At 34.2% G+C, this 18,322-nt stretch carries 17 protein-coding genes and 1 pseudogene; 16 read left to right on the top strand and 2 right to left on the bottom strand.

Features of this window, described 5'->3' with window-relative positions; genetic code table 11:
- Window positions 1-172 precede the first annotated feature (172 nt).
- The 11 genes and pseudogenes from ACGH6P_RS09590 to gltP form a co-directional block, all read left to right on the top strand.
- A pseudogene (locus ACGH6P_RS09590) lies at window positions 173-343 on the top strand (pseudouridine synthase); the annotation flags it as partial.
- 329 nt (window positions 344-672) lie between these two features.
- Window positions 673-1,245, top strand: a complete 573-nt coding sequence (rppH, locus tag ACGH6P_RS09585; RefSeq protein WP_065558435.1) for an RNA pyrophosphohydrolase — start codon at window positions 673-675, stop codon at window positions 1,243-1,245.
- Complete coding sequence (gene lgt, locus ACGH6P_RS09580; protein ID WP_411590618.1) at window positions 1,242-2,111, top strand: prolipoprotein diacylglyceryl transferase; 870 nt, start codon at window positions 1,242-1,244, stop codon at window positions 2,109-2,111. The genes rppH and lgt overlap by 4 nt, the downstream gene beginning before the upstream one ends.
- Window positions 2,108-2,902 (top strand): thymidylate synthase, encoded by a 795-nt coding sequence (gene thyA / locus ACGH6P_RS09575; RefSeq protein ID WP_411597345.1) that lies wholly within the window; start codon window positions 2,108-2,110, stop codon window positions 2,900-2,902. Before lgt ends, thyA begins: the two co-directional genes overlap by 4 nt.
- A gap of 226 nt (window positions 2,903-3,128) precedes the next feature.
- Window positions 3,129-4,079: an LpxL/LpxP family Kdo(2)-lipid IV(A) lauroyl/palmitoleoyl acyltransferase gene (gene lpxL / locus ACGH6P_RS09570; protein ID WP_267350157.1), complete on the top strand. Its 951-nt coding sequence runs from the start codon at window positions 3,129-3,131 to the stop codon at window positions 4,077-4,079.
- 47 nt (window positions 4,080-4,126) lie between these two features.
- Window positions 4,127-5,209, top strand: coding sequence for a 23S rRNA (cytidine(2498)-2'-O)-methyltransferase RlmM (gene rlmM / locus ACGH6P_RS09565; protein ID WP_411590620.1), 1,083 nt, complete (start codon window positions 4,127-4,129; stop codon window positions 5,207-5,209).
- 410 nt (window positions 5,210-5,619) lie between these two features.
- Window positions 5,620-7,431, top strand: a complete 1,812-nt coding sequence (locus ACGH6P_RS09560; protein WP_411597344.1) for a penicillin-binding protein activator — start codon at window positions 5,620-5,622, stop codon at window positions 7,429-7,431.
- Entirely contained in the window at window positions 7,424-7,768 is a 345-nt protein-coding gene (locus tag ACGH6P_RS09555; protein ID WP_267360932.1) for a YraN family protein, read from the top strand. The genes ACGH6P_RS09560 and ACGH6P_RS09555 overlap by 8 nt, the downstream gene beginning before the upstream one ends.
- 15 nt (window positions 7,769-7,783) lie before the next feature.
- Window positions 7,784-8,359, top strand: a complete 576-nt coding sequence (locus ACGH6P_RS09550) for an SIS domain-containing protein (RefSeq protein WP_220215956.1) — start codon at window positions 7,784-7,786, stop codon at window positions 8,357-8,359.
- Window positions 8,360-8,459: 100 nt separating this feature from the next.
- On the top strand, window positions 8,460-11,156 hold the full coding sequence (gene gyrA / locus ACGH6P_RS09545; RefSeq protein ID WP_267360930.1) for a DNA topoisomerase (ATP-hydrolyzing) subunit A: 2,697 nt from the start codon (window positions 8,460-8,462) through the stop codon (window positions 11,154-11,156).
- 90 nt (window positions 11,157-11,246) lie between these two features.
- Window positions 11,247-12,557, top strand: coding sequence for a glutamate/aspartate:proton symporter GltP (gene gltP, locus ACGH6P_RS09540; protein WP_267360946.1), 1,311 nt, complete (start codon window positions 11,247-11,249; stop codon window positions 12,555-12,557).
- 260 nt (window positions 12,558-12,817) lie between these two features.
- On the opposite strand, the gene rpmG is transcribed toward gltP, so the two are convergent.
- Window positions 12,818-12,985 (bottom strand): 50S ribosomal protein L33, encoded by a 168-nt coding sequence (rpmG, locus tag ACGH6P_RS09535; RefSeq protein WP_025314526.1) that lies wholly within the window; start codon window positions 12,983-12,985, stop codon window positions 12,818-12,820.
- Between the two features lie 15 nt (window positions 12,986-13,000).
- Window positions 13,001-13,237 carry a 50S ribosomal protein L28 gene (gene rpmB, locus ACGH6P_RS09530; RefSeq protein ID WP_220215954.1) on the bottom strand — a complete coding sequence of 79 codons (237 nt, stop codon included), beginning with the start codon at window positions 13,235-13,237 and terminating at the stop codon, window positions 13,001-13,003.
- A 300-nt stretch (window positions 13,238-13,537) separates the two neighbouring features.
- Here rpmB and ACGH6P_RS09525 point away from each other — a divergent pair, with 300 nt between their 5' ends.
- From ACGH6P_RS09525 to ACGH6P_RS09505, 5 genes are all read left to right on the top strand, one after another.
- Window positions 13,538-14,437 carry a LysR family transcriptional regulator gene (locus ACGH6P_RS09525; protein ID WP_220215953.1) on the top strand — a complete coding sequence of 300 codons (900 nt, stop codon included), beginning with the start codon at window positions 13,538-13,540 and terminating at the stop codon, window positions 14,435-14,437.
- Window positions 14,438-14,764: 327 nt separating this feature from the next.
- The gene (gene aroE / locus ACGH6P_RS09520; protein ID WP_267360928.1) at window positions 14,765-15,595 is read left to right on the top strand and encodes a shikimate dehydrogenase; all 831 of its coding nucleotides are present in this window, start codon (window positions 14,765-14,767) and stop codon (window positions 15,593-15,595) included.
- Window positions 15,596-15,748: 153 nt separating this feature from the next.
- A complete protein-coding gene (locus ACGH6P_RS09515; protein ID WP_267350143.1) occupies window positions 15,749-16,102 on the top strand; it encodes a DUF1870 family protein in 354 nt (117 codons plus the stop codon).
- Between the two features lie 212 nt (window positions 16,103-16,314).
- Window positions 16,315-16,827, top strand: a complete 513-nt coding sequence (gene aroL, locus ACGH6P_RS09510) for a shikimate kinase AroL (protein ID WP_267350141.1) — start codon at window positions 16,315-16,317, stop codon at window positions 16,825-16,827.
- A gap of 290 nt (window positions 16,828-17,117) precedes the next feature.
- A complete protein-coding gene (locus tag ACGH6P_RS09505; protein ID WP_411590627.1) occupies window positions 17,118-18,317 on the top strand; it encodes an MFS transporter in 1,200 nt (399 codons plus the stop codon).
- Window positions 18,318-18,322: the final 5 nt, after the last annotated feature.

Genomic DNA, 18,322 nt, shown 5'->3' with positions numbered 1-18,322 from the left:
GAAACGCCGTAGTGCCGATGGTAGTGTGGGTATTACCCATGTGAGAGTAGGGTGCCGCCAGACTTTTAAATAAGAGCAAGAGCCCAGCAGAGATGCTGGGCTTTTTTGCTATCTATGATTTAAGAAATTAAAATCAACGTAATTGAAGAGCAGAGAGGGATATAGTCTGGAAATGAGCTCATTAATCGCTTTTAATAAACCATTTAATGTGGTGTCTCAATTTTCAGCGCATGAAAAATATCCAACATTGAAAGATTTTATCTCATTACCCAAATTTTATCCTGCTGGACGCTTAGATACTGACAGTGAAGGATTACTTTTATTAACAAACGATGGTAATGTACTTGATTAAAGTAGGTGTATTTTGAAAGGTGTAAGTTATCCCTATTTTTCAACCAAACACTATTGATGTTACCTTTCTTTATCATCTATCTAAATTCAACTTATTGTTTTAATATAATTTAACAATCATTTAACTCATTAATATTCTAATTTATCTTATAATTTTAGTCATTTAAAAAACAGTTTTTATAGAAACAATAGCACTACTGAAAATGGTTAAAACTAATCTGTTTAATAACATATTTCTCGATTAATAGCATTTTTCTATTTATTTATTGCTGTATGTATGAAACAATTTAGCCATATGAAATAGATTTTTTGAGGTAGTCAGTGATTGATAATGATGGCTACCGTCCAAATGTAGGAATAGTTATTTGTAACCGTTATGGCCAAGTACTTTGGGCTCGTCGTTATGGGCAAAATTCTTGGCAATTTCCTCAGGGCGGAATAAAACAAAACGAAACGCCTGAACAGGCAATGTTTCGAGAATTGAACGAAGAAGTCGGATTATTACCTAAAGATGTAAAAATTTTATCTGTTACCAATGGTTGGCTCAGATATAAATTACCTAAACGTATGATTCGTTGGGAAAATCAACCTGTTTGTATTGGTCAAAAACAAAAATGGTTTTTATTAGAGTTAATTTCTGATAATTCAGTGATTAATCTCAATGTTTCTTCTACACCTGAATTTGATGATTGGAAATGGGTCAATTATTGGTATCCAATTCGACAAGTGATTTCTTTTAAACGTGATGTATATCGCAGAGCCATGAAAGAATTTTCATTACCCGTATTTGCCATACAAACTGAAGTGGATGTACAAGCAACAAACAGTTCAAACAAAAAAAAATCCAATTATTTTGTTCATAAACGTAAAAATAAACAGCGAACTAAAAGATGAATCAGTATTTACAGTTTCCAAATTTCAATCCAATTGCCTTCTCAATTGGACCTATATCTTTACACTGGTATGGAGCAATGTACCTTTTTGGGGTATTAGGTGCCCTTTTTTTAGCCAAGAGGCGAGCAAAAAAAACAAATAGCCAATGGACTGTTCCACAAGTTGAAAATTTACTGTTCTGGGGATTTTTAGGTCTTTTCGTGGGTGGGCGATTAGGTTATGTACTCTTTTATAATTTTAATGTTTTTATAAACGATCCCATATCATTATTTAAAGTTTGGGAAGGCGGGATGTCTTTTCATGGTGGATTGATTGGGGCTATTTGTGTTATTGCAATTTTTGCTAAAATAAACCACAAAACATTTATGCAAGTTGCTGATTTCGTCGCACCTTTAGTGCCAATAGGTTTAATGTTTGGGCGATTTGGTAATTTTATCAATGGCGAACTATGGGGGCGTGTGACTCATTCTTCAGTTGGTATGCTGTTCCCTACATCATCACATGCAGATTTCATGTTTGTTCAATCACATCCTGAATGGAAAGAACTATATACTCAATTGCATGGCATACTTCCAAGACATCCTTCCCAATTATATGAAATGGCTTTTGAAGGTATTGTCTTATTTATTATTTTAAATCTGTTTATTAGAAAGCCAAGGCCAACAGGATCTGTATCTGGATTATTTTTACTATGCTACGGTTTATTTAGGTTTGTTATTGAATTTTATCGACAACCTGATGAACAATTAGGCTTATTTTTCAACATCATTAGTATGGGGCAAATTTTATGTCTACCTATGATACTAGGTGGTGCTTTAATTATGTTATATGCATATCGATTTAATCAAAAAGCGAGAAATTCATGAAACAATATTTAGACCTGATAAAAACAATCTTAAATGAGGGTACGCCTAAATCAGATCGCACAGGAACGGGTACGTTATCAATTTTTGGTTATCAAATGAGGTTTGATTTGCAAAAAGGGTTTCCACTGGTAACTACAAAAAAATGCCATTTACGTTCAATTATTCATGAATTACTTTGGTTTTTAAAGGGTGATACCAATATCAAGTATTTACAAGATAATAAAGTGACCATTTGGGATGAATGGGCGGATAAGAATGGCAATTTAGGCCCTGTTTATGGAAAACAGTGGCGAGCATGGGGAACAGTTGACGGTAGGCAAGTTGATCAAATATCGCAATTAATTCAACAAATCAAAACAGATCCCGATTCTAGACGTATGATTGTTTCTGCATGGAACGTTGGAGAGTTAGATCAAATGGCATTAGCACCATGTCATGCTTTTTTCCAATTTTATGTTGCCAATGGAAAACTATCATGCCAACTTTATCAGCGTTCATGTGATGTATTTTTAGGCTTACCGTTTAATATAGCAAGCTATTCATTATTAGTGCATATGATTGCTCAACAATGTGATCTAGAAGTGGGTGATTTTGTTTGGACGGGTGGCGATACCCATTTATATTCAAATCATATGGAACAAACGCATTTACAGCTAAGCCGGGAACCTCGAGCTTTACCAAAGCTTAAAATTAGACGTAAGCCACCCACAATTTTTGATTACGAATTTGAAGATTTTGAAATTGTTGATTATGACCCTTATCCCGCTATTAAAGCACCTGTGGCTGTTTAATCGGAATAAATTACTTCAATTTATTTTTATTTTACAAATTAAGTTGTCTAATATATTGGGATTAATCTGATTAATCCCTAATTTTAATTTTTAATCCTCATGTTAACAATTAGCATTATGAGAAATGAATGTCATTGTTAAGTTAGTAATTTGATTTTTCTGCCACCAAAACCAAGATATAGTATATAATAGTCCACTTTGTTATTGATAATAACTTAATCTTTATATGACTCAAAATCAGGAAATTCGCCCAATCTTTACTAAACGTTTATTACACCCGCGTTATTGGTTAACATGGTTTGGGATTGGTCTTTTATATCTTATCGTGTTATTGCCATATCCAATTATTTATCAATTAGGTAAAGGGTTGGGATTGCTATCAATGAAAATAATTGGCAAACGTAAAGAAACAGCAAGACAAAATCTAATGCTCTGTTTCCCCGAAAAATCACAGCAAGAACGTGATCAGATGTTGCGTGAAAATTTTATATCAACCGGTTTAGCGATTTTTGAAACGGGTATGGCTTGGTTTTGGTCAAATAAACGATTAGCTAAACAATCCTCTATTGTTGGCGATTCGCATATTACTCAAATACAGCAGGCTGGAAAGGGTGTATTACTAATCGGTATTCATTTTCTCACATTAGAATTAGGTGCTCGTATTTTAGGTATGCATCATCCTGGAGTTGGTGTGTATCGTCCAAATGATAATCCTGTTATGGATTACGTGCAGTTAAAAGGTAGGTTAAAGTCTAATAAATATATGTTAGAACGATATAACACCAAAGGAATGATTCGTGCATTAAAAAATGGTGAATTATTATGGTATGCACCAGACCATGATTATGGGCCTAAAAACAGCGTGTTTGCGCCTTTCTTTTCTGTCGAAAAGGCAGCAACTACAATAGGTACGCGTATTTTGGTTAAACTTGGTCAACCTGCAATTATCCCTTTTACCCCCAAACGTGAAAAAAATGGGCATTATACTGTTTATGTTACATCCCAGCTTATTGATTTTCCGATGGACGATGATGTGCAAGCAGCAACGTTTATGAATAAAGCAATTGAGCAAGAAATTTTAAAAGCGCCAGAGCAATATATGTGGTTACATCGAAGATTCAAAACTCGTCCAAAAGGTGAAGCACCATTATATACAGACAGTGTTCAATCCGACTAATACAGCTATTTTTTTGGGATTTTTGAAAAAAGAGTTAAAGATACAATATGCAAAAATTAAATAAGATTATTCTCTATTGCCGTATTGGTTTTGAAAAAGAATGTGCCGCTGAAATCACAGATAAAGCGGCTCAAAAAGAGATCTTTGGATTTGCTAAAGTTAACGATAATAGTGGCTATGTTGTTTTTGAATGCTATCAAAATGGCGATGCTCAACGCTTAATTCAAGCGTTACCTTTTAGAACACTTATATTTGCACGCCAAATGTTTGTTACAGGCGATCGATTAGTTGATTTGCCAACAGATGATCGTATTACGCCTATTGTTGAAGCGTTAACGGGATGTATTGATAAAGCCGGCGATTTGCGAGTTGAAGTGGCAGATACTAATGAAGGAAAAGCGTTGGCGGGGTTTTGTCGCAAATTTACTGTTCCGCTTCGGCAAGCGTTAAGAAATCATCGGATTTTATTAAAAGTCCAAAATCCAACCCGCCCTGTTATTCATGTGTTATTTCTAAATAATAATAGTTGTTATGTTGGTTATTCACTAAGTGAAAATAATTCACCGTTCTATATGGGGATACCTCGGTTAAAATTTCCAGTTGATGCCCCAAGCCGTTCCACATTAAAACTTGAAGAAGCGTTTCATATCTTTATTCCCTATGAAGAATGGGAAGAAAGACTAAAAGGTGGATTAAATGCTGTTGATTTAGGCGCTTGTCCGGGAGGATGGACATACCAGCTTGTCAAACGAAGTATGATGGTTTATGCCGTTGATAATGGTCCAATGAATCCGAAATTAATGGAAACAGGGCAAGTTAAACATTTTCGAGAAGATGGCTTTAAATTTATGCCTAAAAAGCATAATATTTATTGGTTAGTTTGTGATATGGTTGAGAAACCGACTAAGGTGACAGAATTAATAACTAAATGGCTTATCAATGGTTGGTGTCGAGAAACAATTTTTAATCTGAAATTACCCATGAAAAAGCGTTATGAAGAAGTAAAACAAAATTTACAATTGCTCAATAACATATTAAATGACAATCAAATTAATGTTCAAATTCAAGCAAAACAGCTTTATCATGATCGAGAAGAAATTACCGTTCATGTACAACGAATTTGGGGATAAAAATAATTAATTCTTTAATTGACTGTAGTTAGTTAAACTAAGCTAATTTTTTAGGTAAAAGAATATACTTTATTAGTCATCAAAATAGTTTATATATTGTTGTCTGTATAGCTTTATATATGTAACGAAAAAGCTTAATATTGATTGATATATGTTCTGATTTAAATCAATGAGTAATGTAATTAGCGGTCAAATCGCGGTAAATAGATAATAAAGCGAAAATAGTTGTGTTCTTCTATATCCCAAGTAAAAATGCGATAAATTAGCACGATCAAATTTACTAAAAAGTCATTATAAATTGAAAATAAATAGATTATTTTTGAAGTTAAATTAAACACATTATCATAACCAAACTAAGTAACAATGAATTAACAACGAATTTAGTGACAACAAATTACACGAGAATAGGTATGAATATAAAACGCTCATTTTACACAATGTTAATATCAGTATTATTAGCATTTTTAGTTGGATGTTCAGGGAGCTTTTCAAAAAACGGTTCTGGCTTTGATGAAAGCAAAGATTCGAGTTATTATCTTTCACAAGTCGAAGCAAGTTCTGGAGAAGCTAAAACAAATTGGCAATTGTTAGCTATTCGGGCATTAATTAAAGAAAACAAGCTTTCACAAGCTAACACACTACTTTCTAAGTTGTCGACAGATCTCAATCCAGAACAAAAAATAGATAAAATTTTATCTCAAGGTGAAATCGCAGTTAGAACAGGAAAACGATTTAAGCTTGATACCTTATCTATTAACGAGCTTAATAATTCACAGTTATATCGATATTACTCCATCAAATTAGCTTTAGACAAAAAAAATATTAATGCTCAAGCACATGACTATATTGAATTAGAAAAATGGTCATCGAAAGATCAGCGTCAACAAGTATTGAGTAGTACATGGAGTTTTTTCAGCAAGTTAAAAAACGATCAAATGGGTAAAATTGTTGTAGGTACTAATGAAACCATATTGCAAGGTTGGATTGAATTAAGTATCGCTTATCAAACAACTACACTAAATGGTGCTTCTGACAATGAAAATTTAAAACAGGCTTTTCATGATTGGGCTATACGATATCCTAACCATCCTGGTAATGGTGTTATTTCAATGTTAACGGGAGAACAAACACTTAGTGTTGATAATGAAGGCAAAAAAGTGGCATTGTTATTACCGTTAAGTGGAACTTCACATATTTTTGGTGAAACAATTCGTCAAGGTTATTTTGATGCCATGAAGTTTTATCCACAAGAACCACAACAAAATATTGTGACGTTTGATACAGCAAGTGCCTCATTAGATAAATTAATTCAACAAGCTAAAGATAAAGATGTAGAATTAATTGTAGGACCTTTATTAAAAGGTGATGTTAACTATATCAAGCAATTGGCGCCGGGTATTCCTGTATTAGCATTGAATAAAGTTGAGAATAAATCAGATACCCGCAACAAGATGTGTTATTTTGCATTATCTCCTGAAGATGAAGCAAAAGATGCAGCTAATCATATATTTGCACAAAATAAACTAAAACCATTGTTATTAGTCCCACAAAATGAACTTGGTAAACGCGTAGCACAAAATTTTGCAAAACAGTGGTCTCAACTTTCAGTTAACAGTTCACCAGCTTATGTCCAGTATTTTGGAAATGCTAAAACATTAAGTGATAGTATGAATAAAAATGTTGGTATCGAACTTGTTGGTGAGCCTATTGTTCTTACTGATATGCCATCTGAATCAATGAGTTTAGTTGATAATTTTACTGATTTTGATGCTATTTATATTTATTCCTCATACGATGAATTAACGTTGATCAAACCGATGTTGGATATGGGAGCTGATAAACCGATTGGTCACTCGTCATCTGCGAGTGTTGCGCTGTATTCAAGTTCTAAAAGTCATGTCGCAAATGCATCTAATGACTTCTACTATGATTTAAATCAAACGCAATATGCTGAAATTCCGCTCATTTCTAATCAACTTGATACCTCGATCGAGTTGCCGGACAGTATTAAGAAGGATTATTCCTTAATGCGTGTTTATGCAATGGGAATAGATGCTTGGCGTTTAGCAAATCGTTTTAATCAATTAAGTTCAAATCAAACTAATTTTTTAGATGGAATGACAGGTAAATTATCAACGTCAGAACAATGCGAAATAACGCGCGCATTATCATGGCAACAATATTCTAATAGCTCAACTAAATCAGAACCGATTAGTGAATAGAAAAAAAATTGGCGAGCATTTTGAAAATATTGCTTGCCAGTATCTGCTTGGGCAAGGTTTAACGCTTATAGCTAAAAATAGTCAATTTCGCTTTGGGGAACTTGATTTGGTTATGCGTGACAAACAATGCCTTGTTTTTATAGAAGTGCGCTATCGAAAAAATGCCCATTTTGGTCATGCAGAAATGACAATAACGCCTAATAAACAAAATAAAATTAAACAGGCAGCGCAACTTTGGATGATTGCGCAAAATTTGAATATTGAAGAAACTGAGTTTCGATTTGATGTTTTTGCTATTACTGGTAAAAGCCAACAATGGATTATTAATGCGTTTTAATTTTTAGGTGAAAACGTGCAAGACTTAATTAAAAATTATTTTACAGAAAGTATTCAAACACAAATTGTGATGGCTGAATCCTTAGGTTCGTCAATTGAAAAAGCCGCTAACATCATCGTTGAAGGATTACTCAATGGTAATAAAATTATGAGTTGTGGTAATGGCTCTTCGGCTGCGAATGTCCAAAGTTTTACTTCTCGATTAATTACCAGTATTGATATTGAAAGACCTAGTATCCCCGCTATCGCTTTAGTGTCTGATAATGTTTTATTAAGTGCGATTAAAAATCATGAAGAGATTTATGCACGCCAAATACAAGCATTGGGGCAACAAGGTGATATATTAATCGTGGCAACTTGCCAAGGGAACAGTAAAGCAATTATCCGAGCTGTACAAGAAGCGGTCATTAAAGATATGAAAATTGTTGCTCTAACGGCTTTTGATGGTGGAGAGGTAATAGGTTTATTAGGTCAAAATGATATTGAAATTAGAATTCCGACCTACAAAAAAGTGATGGCTTATGAGATGCATGCTATGATTTTAAACTGTTTATGCCAATTAATTGAAAATACTTTGTTTAATCATACTTAATAATGAAAATAAAAACAGTTTAGTTCTGCAATAATAGCGAATAATATGCTATAATTATAAGCTGTTTTAATGATTTATATTAATAAGAGAACTTGGTGTTATGACCGAACTAGCCAAAGAAATAACTCCCGTTAACATTGAAGATGAACTAAAATCCTCTTACCTTGATTATGCTATGTCTGTAATCGTCGGGCGTGCACTGCCTGATGTTCGTGACGGCTTAAAGCCTGTTCACCGACGTGTTTTATTTGCCATGCATGAAGCGGGGTATGATTGGAATAAACCTTATCGAAAATCAGCTCGTGTAGTTGGGGATGTAATCGGTAAATACCATCCGCATGGTGACTCAGCTGTTTATGACACAATTGTACGTATGGCACAGCCATTTTCACTGCGTTATATGCTGGTTGATGGTCAAGGTAACTTCGGATCGGTTGATGGTGATTCGGCAGCAGCAATGCGTTATACCGAAATTCGTATGCAAAAGTTTGCAGGTGCATTACTGACAGATCTTGATAAAGAAACCGTCGATTTTTCACCAAACTATGACGGATCAGAAATGATTCCTGATGTGTTACCAACACGTATTCCTAACTTATTAATTAATGGATCATCAGGAATTGCAGTAGGTATGGCGACCAATATCCCACCGCATAACCTTACAGAAGTTATTAATGGGTGCCTTGCTTATATTGAAGATGAAAATATTTCAATTGAAGGGTTAATGGAACATATTCAGGGGCCTGATTTTCCAACCGCAGCATTAATAAACGGTCGAAAAGGCATAGAAAATGCTTATCGTACTGGCCGTGGAATTATCTATATTCGTTCTAAAGCAACCATTGAAGTTGATGATCACAGTGGTCGTGAAACGATTATTGTTAATGAAATACCCTATCAAGTTAACAAGAAAAAACTCATCGAAAAAATTGCTGAATTAGTCAAAGATAAGAAAGTTGAAGGCATTTCTGCTTTGCGTGATGAATCGGATAAAGATGGCATGCGCATAGTCATCGAAATTAAACGAGATGCGGTGGGTGAAGTTGTACTGAATAATCTTTTCTCATTAACCCAATTACAAGTCTCGTTTGGTATCAATATGGTGGCTTTACATAAAGGTCAACCAAAACTGTTAAATTTACGTGAAATGATTGAAGCTTTTGTGCTACATCGTCGTGAAGTTGTAACACGCCGTACTATTTACGAATTGCGTAAAGCCCGTGAACGTGCACATGTATTAGAAGGTTTAGCGATTGCACTTGCCAATATTGACCCTGTGATTGAGTTAATTCGAGCAGCTGCAACACCAGCTGAAGCAAAAAGTAAACTTTTATCTCAAGCTTGGCAACTTGGAAATGTTGCGGCAATGCTTGAAAAAGCAGGCGATGATGCTGCTCGTCCAGAAGATTTGGCTCCAGAATTCGGTATTCGTGACGGTCACTATTATCTTTCTGAGGCGCAAGCTCAAGCAATTTTAGATCTTCGTTTGCATCGTTTAACCGGACTTGAACATGAAAAAATTCTTGATGAATATAAAGAGTTATTAGTTCAAATCGGTGAACTATTATATATTCTGGCAAGTCCTGAAAGATTAATGGAGGTGATACGTGAAGAGCTTGAAGCGATACGCGATCAGTTCCAAGATGCAAGACGAACGGAAATTACGGCAAGTAGTGCGGATATTAATATTGAAGATCTGATTGCACAAGAAGATGTTGTTGTTACCCTTTCTCATCAAGGGTATGTGAAATATCAACCGCTTTCAGACTATGAAGCTCAACGTCGTGGTGGTAAAGGTAAATCAGCAACCAAAATCAAAGAAGAAGATTTTGTTGAAAAATTATTAGTTGCTAATACCCATGATACTATTTTGTGCTTCTCAAGCCGTGGTCGCTTATATTGGATGAAAGTTTATCAATTACCTGAGGCAAGTCGAGGATCACGTGGTCGTCCAATTATTAATTTATTACCACTTGAAGAAAATGAACGTATCACCGCAATTTTACCTGTTCGGGAATTTGACGATGAACATTGCGTATTTATGGCGACTGCTCAAGGAACCGTGAAGAAAACTTCTCTTATTGAATTTAGTCGCCCACGTAGTGGTGGTATTATTGCAATCAACTTACGTGATGATGATGAGTTAATCGGTGTCGATTTAACGAGTAATGAATCATCAGCCATTGATGATGAAGAACTGAATGATGATGTAGTGAATGAAGACATCGAGTCAGATGATGACGAAATCACTCAAGTTTCAGATACGGAAGACATCATGCTGTTCTCTGCTAATGGTAAAGTTGTTCGCTTCCCTGCTAATAAAGTTCGAGCAATGGGGCGTACCGCTGCAGGTGTGCGTGGCATTAAACTTGAAAGTGATGATAAAGTAGTGTCACTTATCGTCCCTCGAGGCAATGGTGCGATTTTAACCGCAACGCAAAATGGTTATGGTAAGCGTACTCAACAAGAGCTTTATCCAACAAAATCTCGGGCAACAAAAGGGGTGATTTCGATTAAAGTCAGTGAACGAAATGGCGCTGTGGTTGGTGCTGTACAAGTGGATGAAACTGATCAAATCATGCTAATTACTGATGCCGGAACGTTAGTACGCACACGCGTTTCAGAAGTAAGTATTGTCGGTCGAAATACACAAGGTGTAAGATTGATTCGCACAGCCGATAACGAAAAAGTTGTGGGTCTGCAACGAATCGCTGAAACCGAAGATGATGATGTGGAATCAGTATCATCGCAGCAGAGAGACGAGCTGGATAATTCAGCTCAGGAGTCCGAAGAATAATTTTTAATTATTAAGAAGGATTAGTTATATAGCTAGTCCTTTTTTATTTTAGAAAACCTCAAAAAGGAATAGTATTAGATGTCATTTTTAATGAAAAAAATATTATCAAATCTTGCATGGCAAATCTTAATAGCATTAATTCTAGGCGTGGCTGTAGGTGCTTATCTTTTCGAACTTTCTGATTCAAACCATCCTTTGCATTCGGATTACCAATTTTTAATCGTTAATGTCTTTCAACCAGCTGGGGAAATTTTCATTCGCTTAATTAAAATGATCGTATTGCCGATTATACTAAGCACATTAACCTTAGGTATTGCAGGCATTGGCGGTTCAAAGCGATTAGGTATTTTAGGCTTTAAAACAATTCTCTATTTTGAAATTATCACAACTATTGCTATTTTGTTGGGGCTTCTTTGGGGGAATCTATTTACACCTGGGGCTGGTATTGATTCTTCAACTTTAGCAACTACTGATGTCAGTAATTTTGCTAAAGCAGCTCAAGAACAAAGCGAAAAACCACATGGCTTAATCGTCATGATTTTAGAGATGATTCCTGTTAATATCTTTAAAGCAATGAGTGATGGTGCTGTTTTACCTGTGATCTTCTTCTGCGTATTTTTTGGTTTAGGGCTTATGTCTTTACCTGATAAGCAACGAGAACCTTTCGTATTTTTCTTAAAAGTTGTTTCTGATACCATGTTCAAAGTGACCAATATGATTATGCGTTATGCGCCGATAGGTGTCTTTGCACTTATTACTGTCACGGTGGCAAAATATGGTTTTGAATCTTTATTACCATTATTCAAACTTATTGTTACGGTTTATTCGGCAATGATTATATTTACAATTGTCGTTTTAGGACTTGTTTGTAAATTGTGCCGATTCAGTATTTTTAAACTTTTACGAATATTAAAAGAAGAGTTAGTTATTGCCTTTTCAACAGCGAGTTCAGAGACTGCATTACCTAAAATTATTGAAAAGATGGAAGCCTATGGTGCGCCAAAATCCATAACCAGCTTTGTTATTCCAACAGGTTATTCATTTAATCTTGATGGTTCAACATTATATCAAAGTATCACTGTTATCTTTTTAGCTCAGCTTTTCGGTATGGAATTGTCGATTCTCGATCAAATTATTGTTGTTATTACACTAATGGTTGCATCGAAAGGGATTGCTGGTGTACCGGGAGCTTCAATTTTGGTGCTTTCTGCGACATTAGGTAGTGTTGGAATACCGCTTGACGGCATTGGTTATATTATGGGGGTTGAGCGTATATTAGATATGGGGCGCACCGTGGTTAATGTGGTTGGTAATGCCTTAGCGGCTATTGTTATTGCTCGCTGGGAACATGTATTTGATGATAAAAAAGCCCAAGCATATGAACAGCAATATTTAAAATAAAAAATAGTTTTATAACTTTCCAAAAAGCTTCAGGATAAAAACTGGAGCTTTTTTTATAATTGAATTTAAGTGGTAAATGCTTATCTTCATTAATATTCTGTTTATGTGATAGTTTGTAACAATCAATATTTTTTAATTATCCATGTAGATAATAGAAGAATACATATGGACTATTAATAGAAGTTTAATTTGATAATGATAGGTAATCGATAAACATAAAAAAACCCAGCTTTTGCTGGGTTTTTGGTATTTATCTAAAATTATTTGATTTTAGCTTCTTTATAGATAACATGCTGACGAACAACAGGATCGTATTTTTTGATCTCCATTTTTTCAGGCATGGTTCTTTTGTTTTTGCTAGTGGTATAAAAATGACCTGTACCAGCAGAAGAAACTAATCTAATTTTTTCGCGTACACCTTTTGCCATGATAGGGTTTCCTTATTAGTACTTTTCACCACGGGCACGAAGTTCAGCTAAAACTGCATCAATACCCTTTTTATCGATAGTACGCATACCTTTAGCTGATACACGTAATTTTACAAAACGTTTTTCACTCTCAACCCAAAAACGGTGAGTTTGAAGATTTGGTAGAAAACGACGTTTAGTAGCATTCATCGCATGAGAACGATTATTCCCTACTAAAGGTTTTTTTCCTGTTACTTGGCATACTCGTGACATGTCAATAATTCTCCAAAATTTCTATGCTTAAGCCTTGGGCGTAATATGTTAATGGAATTAACCTCGTCAGGCTTTTAGTTTGCTGCAGCTCTATTTGAGAAGCAGTTTCACCTCTCACACTACACCCACAATAATGAGGTAGCGAAGTATACGCTTTTATCGGCAAATTCTCAAGTATTATCTTGTTTAAGAAAAAAATAAGTTTAAATTTAACTGAGTTAAATAAAATACAAATATTGTGTTAATGGAAAATTCTCCTATACTGTCTTTTGTATAACTAAGTAAAGAGAGTTTGATCACATGAATCTTAAACAACTAAAATATTTCCAAGTGCTTGCTAAAACTCAACATTACACATTAACATCAGAATATTTTTCAATCAGTCAGCCAAGCCTTAGTCATTCTATATCAGAACTGGAAAAAGAGGTTGGGATTAAATTATTTCAAAAAAGAGGCCGAAATGTTGAACTAACAAAAGAAGGAAAACAATATCTTACTTATGTAGAACAAGCACTAACGGCATTATCAGAAGGCGAACAGTTTGTTAAAGAGTTAACCAGTGTTTCACATGGTCATATTGGACTTGCTTTTATCTATTCTATTAGTTCCAATTATATTCCAAAAATTATCAAGGCGTTTTTAGCTCAACCTGAGAATAAAGACATTACTTTCTCTTTTTATGAAGGAATGTCACAAAATATCATTGAAGGATTAAGAGACAAAAAATACGAGATAGCTATCTGTTCACGTTTACAAGATGAACCAGATGTTCATTTTCAAAAGTTAACTAAACAAGAATTAGTTTTTATTATCTCTAATGATCATCCTTTATCTAAGCGTAAAAAACTTGATTTAAAAGACTTAATTCACGAACCCCTTATTTTATTTACAGAACGAAGTGGGATGAAAAGTGTGATCGATGACATGTTAAATAAAACGGGCATCAAGCCGAACATAGCTTGTCATGTTGAAACAGAAAGCGCCATGATGGGATTAGTATCGATTAATTATGGTATCGGTATTATGCCGAGAGTACATATACCTGAAGAGTTCAATGTAACATTAGTACCAATGAGCAAAAATTATCAAAAAAGAGATATATTTATTGCGACAATGGAAAATAGACCGTTATTACCGGCAGCGCAGAAGTTTTATCATTTCTTAATTGAACACAGTGATGATGCGATTTTTGGTCGATAAATTTTATCAACTAGCATGAATTTATCATAGGGGATTTGGCATATCAGAATAATGATAAGGTTTGTGATGTGATAAACCTTATCAATGATCGATTTTCATTAAAAAATATAAAAAAGTTTATTATCGATGAATTTTCTAAACAATTTAACATTGCTTTTACTCATCAAATTTAAATTCTATATATTAAACAAATTGTTATAAAACAAATCATTAAGGGTATCTATAATTTTAGAAAAAATGATTTAATTTTATAATAAATATGCTTTAATACAATGAATGACAGAATTTATTTATTCGGTTTAATTTTCTAACTTTCAAGGAGATTACATGAGCCAGTTCACGCCTTATAGTATTTACGGCATTATCGGTTATCCTTTAGGACATAGTTTGAGTCCACTAATTCATACCACATCATTTCAAGATTATGGCATTCCAGCGGTTTTGGTTCCATTTTCAACACCACCAGAAGATATTCCTACGCTTTTTAAATCTGTAAGATTATTAAATATTCGCGGATTGTGTGTCACAATTCCACATAAGCAAGCTATTATTCCTTATTTAGATGAAGTGACTGAACATGTCAAAAAAGCAGGTGCTGCAAATTTGGTTTATTGGGATGGTGATAAGCTTTGTGGTGATAACACAGATATTGTTGGTTTTATGCAACCTCTTCAAGAAAAGCAGCTACCGCCACACTACAAAAAAGTGCTATTACTTGGCGCAGGCGGTGCAGCTCGAGCTGCGGTAGTTGGCTTACATGATCTAGGTTATACCGATATTACTGTAACGGATATTGTAACAGATTTGCCGTCAGAGCTTGCCAAAGAATTTAATCTAAAAACGGTTGCTTGGGAAGACCGTGATAAAGTTGAAGCACAAATTATTATCAATTCTACGCCATTAGGTATGAAAGGTAAATTTGAAGATCAGACACCTTATGAATATTCTTGGTTCAAAGGAAAAGGTATTGCATATGACATTGTGTATACTCCATATCATACTCGTTTTAGACAAGAAGCTGAAAAAGCGGGATGGGAATCAATTTCGGGACGAGAAATGTTTATCGGTCAAGCGAATGCCCAATTCAAAATTTGGACAGGAAAAGATTTATCTGACCGGGCAAAACAAGCTGTTATAGATGCTTTAGCTGAAAAATAAGTATTTAGTAAAAATTCAATACATTGAACCATTTTGCATCATTAAATGTGTTTGATAAACGATTTATACAATTTGCTAAAAAATTCTAATTTTCGATTTTAATTGGTTTTTATTCTATTGTATAAAATTAGTCTGTTATTAGAAGGAGTAATTATGACTAACCTAGAATTGCAAGCTTATCGCCGTTTTCTTATGCTAAAAGTGCCAGAAGCAAGCGAATATATTGGTAAAACTGATGCGAAAACTTGGCACGATTGGGAAAAAGGCATAGAGCCTGTACCGGAATTTGTGGCTAATGCAATGAAAGCGCTAAAAAAACTTCGTACTGATAAAGTAAATATTATCATCAATAGTATTAATGATAGAGTAGGAAGTAATACTATTCGTTATTTCATGACATTTGAAGAATTTAAAAAGGTAAACCCAGATCTTGATGTCATACAGTGGCGCTTACATCAATCAATTGCAACGGAACTCTATTTTCGTGGTTTAGAAAAACTTTGTTAGTAGATTATAGATGATAATATAAATTTATAAAGTGACAGAATAAAGGGTGTAAATTTTTATTTACAAAAAATTGATAAAAAATTAAATTAAATTTATAAAAATCAATGCCGTTTGTTTTGATAAACAATATGTAAAAAAATTGTTGCAAAAGCTGAAGTGAATCACTAGCATAGTGATATATTTTTCAATCTGTAAATATGAAAGGATCCAATATGAATAAGACAATTTTTTTAGTTGGTGCAAGAGCAGCAGGTAAAACAACTATAGGAAAAATGCTTGCAAATAAGCTGTCATTTTCTTTCGTTGATACAGATTGCCATTTACTGGAAACTACCCAAAAAACCGTTGCAGAAATCGTCGAAAAAGAAGGTTGGGAAGGATTCAGAGCAAGAGAGAGTCAAGTCCTGATTGATACGACCAAATCGTCACGTGTTATCGCAACTGGAGGTGGGATGGTATTAGCTGAACATAATCGTGACTTCATGAAACAAAATGGAACAGTGATCTTTTTATCTGCTCCAGCGGCAACATTAGCCGCACGCTTAATGAAAGATCCTAATGTTGCCCAAAGACCATCCTTAACAGGCTTATCCATCGTTGATGAAATGGAAAAAGTATTAGCAGATAGATTACCTTTATATCATGATGCAGCACATCATGTAATCAATGTTGATCAAGATGAAAGTCAAATTCTTAGTGAAATTCTTCAAATTTTGCAGAATTAATATACTATTTTCTTCCTTTCTTCCAAAGTGCCACATTCAATGTGGCATTTTTTATAAAAAAAAAGAATAAATTCTTAAAATACTATAGAATAAATTTATTTTTTGGTTCGTATATTAATCAATACTATATTTTTCTATTTATGAATTTATTAGAATCTATAAATAAATGTGACCAACATTAAAGTTTAGCAATAAAATTATACTTATCTCTTTTAGATTCAGATTGATGATTGTATATTGAAAGCAATTATAGTTTTATATTTTTAATTTTTAGCTATGGAGTACTACCAATGGATAATCGAAAGGTCAATTCTTATGGGATTGTCAGCTCTATTTACGCAAATTACATTATACAAAGTATTGCTTTAATCGTAATCATGCAATTTTCAAATGATCTTTCAAAACAACTCAATACCGATATTGTTGAACTTGGCTATGTTGCTTCTGGTATTGGGATAGGAAAAATATCTTTGATGCTAGCTGGTGGAATCTTGTCAGATATATTTGGTCGTAAACTTTTTATCTATTTAGGAATGGCATGTTATGTAATCTTTTTTGTAGGTATGACGTTTTGCACTGACATTCATATCGCCTTTTGTCTCGCTATTGCTATTGGGGCTGGAAACTCCTGTTTAGATACTGGCTCTATGCCTACATTAACTGAGTGTTTTCCTCGATCAGCAGGTTCTGCTAGTGTATTGATTAAAGCGTTCATTTCAATTGGAACATTAATATTACCTTTTATCGTTACTTTTTTTGGTGAATATCATATCTGGTATGGTTGGGCATTTCTTTCTTTTGCTGCATTTTTGATAATCAATGGAATATTGCTTGCACCAACCCAATTTCCTTCTAAAAAAATTGCTATTACGGGGTGTGAAGGAAGTGATAATTATTTTAAAGATACCCCAAAATTTGCTATTGAAGGTGTGCTATTAATTATCATGGGGTTTACCACCACAGCAACATTTTTGGTCATTTCACAATGGTTGCCAACCATAGCGGTTCAAGGTGTGAATATGGATGAATTTGAAGCTAACCAGTTGATTAGCTATTATAGCGGAGCATCAATTATTTCTGTGTTTGTTACTGCATTTATAGTCAAATATTTTTTAAAGCCAATAGATTGCATCATTATTCTTCCTGCTCTATCCGCTCTTGTGCTCATTCTTTTCTATTTCAATATATCTTCGGAGATGTGTTTTTTTGTTGCTATTGGAATGGGGTTTACTGCTGCAGGTGGCGTACTTCAACTAACGTTAGTCGTCATGCAACAATTATTTCCAACCCATAAAGGTATTGCCGTTGGTTGTATGTATACTTTTAGCGGATTCTCTTTTACTGTTATTCCATTGATAGTACCTAAATTAGCGAAAATTGATGTACGTTATGCCATTTTGACCGATTTTGTTATTGCGCTGACTAGTGTGGTATTAGCGCTGATTGTCTATTTCCGTTTTACCAAAGTGATAGATATGAAAAAAATTTAAAACTC

The sequence above is a fragment of the Gilliamella sp. CG25 genome (assembly GCF_046635705.1).
Lineage (GTDB): Bacteria > Pseudomonadota > Gammaproteobacteria > Enterobacterales > Orbaceae > Gilliamella > Gilliamella apicola_I.
Note: the sequence above shows the minus strand (reverse complement) of the source record. Positions and strands in the feature narration are given on the sequence as shown.

Excerpts from the sequence above, each read along its gene's own strand:
- rpmG (WP_025314526.1), bottom strand. The coding sequence starts at position 12,985 with ATGGCAAAAGGTGTACGCGAAAAAATTAGATTAGTTTCTTCTGCTGGT.
- gltP (WP_267360946.1), top strand. The coding sequence starts at position 11,247 with ATGAAAAAAATATTATCAAATCTTGCATGGCAAATCTTAATAGCATTA.
- ACGH6P_RS09525 (WP_220215953.1), top strand. The coding sequence starts at position 13,538 with ATGAATCTTAAACAACTAAAATATTTCCAAGTGCTTGCTAAAACTCAA.
- lpxL (WP_267350157.1), top strand. The coding sequence starts at position 3,129 with ATGACTCAAAATCAGGAAATTCGCCCAATCTTTACTAAACGTTTATTA.
- lgt (WP_411590618.1), top strand. The coding sequence starts at position 1,242 with ATGAATCAGTATTTACAGTTTCCAAATTTCAATCCAATTGCCTTCTCA.
- aroE (WP_267360928.1), top strand. The coding sequence starts at position 14,765 with ATGAGCCAGTTCACGCCTTATAGTATTTACGGCATTATCGGTTATCCT.
- ACGH6P_RS09515 (WP_267350143.1), top strand. The coding sequence starts at position 15,749 with ATGACTAACCTAGAATTGCAAGCTTATCGCCGTTTTCTTATGCTAAAA.
- rlmM (WP_411590620.1), top strand. The coding sequence starts at position 4,127 with ATGCAAAAATTAAATAAGATTATTCTCTATTGCCGTATTGGTTTTGAA.
- thyA (WP_411597345.1), top strand. The coding sequence starts at position 2,108 with ATGAAACAATATTTAGACCTGATAAAAACAATCTTAAATGAGGGTACG.
- ACGH6P_RS09505 (WP_411590627.1), top strand. The coding sequence starts at position 17,118 with ATGGATAATCGAAAGGTCAATTCTTATGGGATTGTCAGCTCTATTTAC.
- gyrA (WP_267360930.1), top strand. The coding sequence starts at position 8,460 with ATGACCGAACTAGCCAAAGAAATAACTCCCGTTAACATTGAAGATGAA.
- ACGH6P_RS09560 (WP_411597344.1), top strand. The coding sequence starts at position 5,620 with ATGAATATAAAACGCTCATTTTACACAATGTTAATATCAGTATTATTA.
- rpmB (WP_220215954.1), bottom strand. The coding sequence starts at position 13,237 with ATGTCACGAGTATGCCAAGTAACAGGAAAAAAACCTTTAGTAGGGAAT.
- aroL (WP_267350141.1), top strand. The coding sequence starts at position 16,315 with ATGAATAAGACAATTTTTTTAGTTGGTGCAAGAGCAGCAGGTAAAACA.